Consider the following 1,115-nt stretch of genomic DNA (forward strand, 5'->3'; position numbering starts at 1 on the left):
ACGTTCCGCTCTGTCTTCCGCCCGGTACAGCCGGTGGCTGACTGCCAGCATCAGCAGCCCGGCAATGCCGTAACTGGTGCCGGAGAAAGGCAACCACATTGCCAGAAGCAACATGGTCTCTGCGGAACGCCACCAGGTGCGCGTTTCACACCATGTCAGCACCTGTGCCGCAACTGCAAAGGCAAACAGGATATTCCCCTCATACCAGGGAAAGCCGGCCAGATAATATGCGAACTGGGCAATCACCGCCCATCCCCACAGCCGGTTAATGGCCTCCTGCCGGATATGCGTATGACGGGACAGATTCAGCCCCCACACCAGGGCAAACAGCGGAAAGGCCCCACGCCCGACCAGAAACATCCACGACTGGTCCAGATGCAGAATGCGGTTTGCATGGTCCAGAACCATCAGCACCAGTGCCACCGTTTTGATGATATCCCGCTGTCCGGGTGACCAGACCAGCAACGACTGCAACCAGGTATCGGTCCGGGCAGCCAGTGAATCATTACGTGTTGTGTTCGTGTTATCCGTTGTCATCAGCGTTTATCTTCCTGTGTCAGTCTCCGCCCAGGGTTTTCTCTTTCTGCAGGTCACGAACCATATCCCGCTCCATCTGCTGCAGTCGCTCCTGCAGCAGATTTTCCCGGGCAACCTCCCGGACCGCTTCCCGCACCCGTTGTGGTTCACGCAGTACACTCTCCGGCAGCGCGGCTTCCCGTTCAGATATGGCAGACCGGTCACGCTCCAGCCCGGCAATATCCCTGACAGCCTGCTCTGTTTTGCCGTCCGGCAGGTCAGGTTTGTTCTCTGCCATTTTACGGACAATTTCATCCGCACGGCGTTCCGTTTCACGGCGGATGGCCTCTTCAGCCTGCCGCTGTGCCAGTACCTCTGCCGTGACCGGTTCGCCATTTCCGGCTCCCGGCTGAACGCTGTTGTCCGGGATATCCCCCCACACGCGACCACCGGTGATGGTACCGGGATTCCACGGACGACCTTCACCGGCGATTCTTACCACCACACCGCTGTCAGGATTATCACGGGCAATCCGGACACCATCCTGCATATTATCAGCCAGCAGGCTCTCTCCGTTACGGCTGCCCTGCAGGGCCACG

At 59.1% G+C, this 1,115-nt stretch carries 2 protein-coding genes; both read right to left on the bottom strand.

What is annotated here, in order from left to right:
- The coding region (gene traX, locus FTE26_RS06205) for a type-F conjugative transfer system pilin acetylase TraX (protein ID WP_272457521.1) at positions 1-537 on the bottom strand (537 nt) is incomplete at its 3' end.
- Positions 538-556: 19 nt separating this feature from the next.
- The coding region (locus FTE26_RS06210; protein WP_334313975.1) for a conjugative transfer relaxase/helicase TraI domain-containing protein at positions 557-1,115 on the bottom strand (559 nt) is incomplete at its 5' end.

Source organism: Escherichia sp. S10b (genome assembly GCF_028421345.1).
Taxonomy (GTDB): domain Bacteria; phylum Pseudomonadota; class Gammaproteobacteria; order Enterobacterales; family Enterobacteriaceae; genus ECMA0423.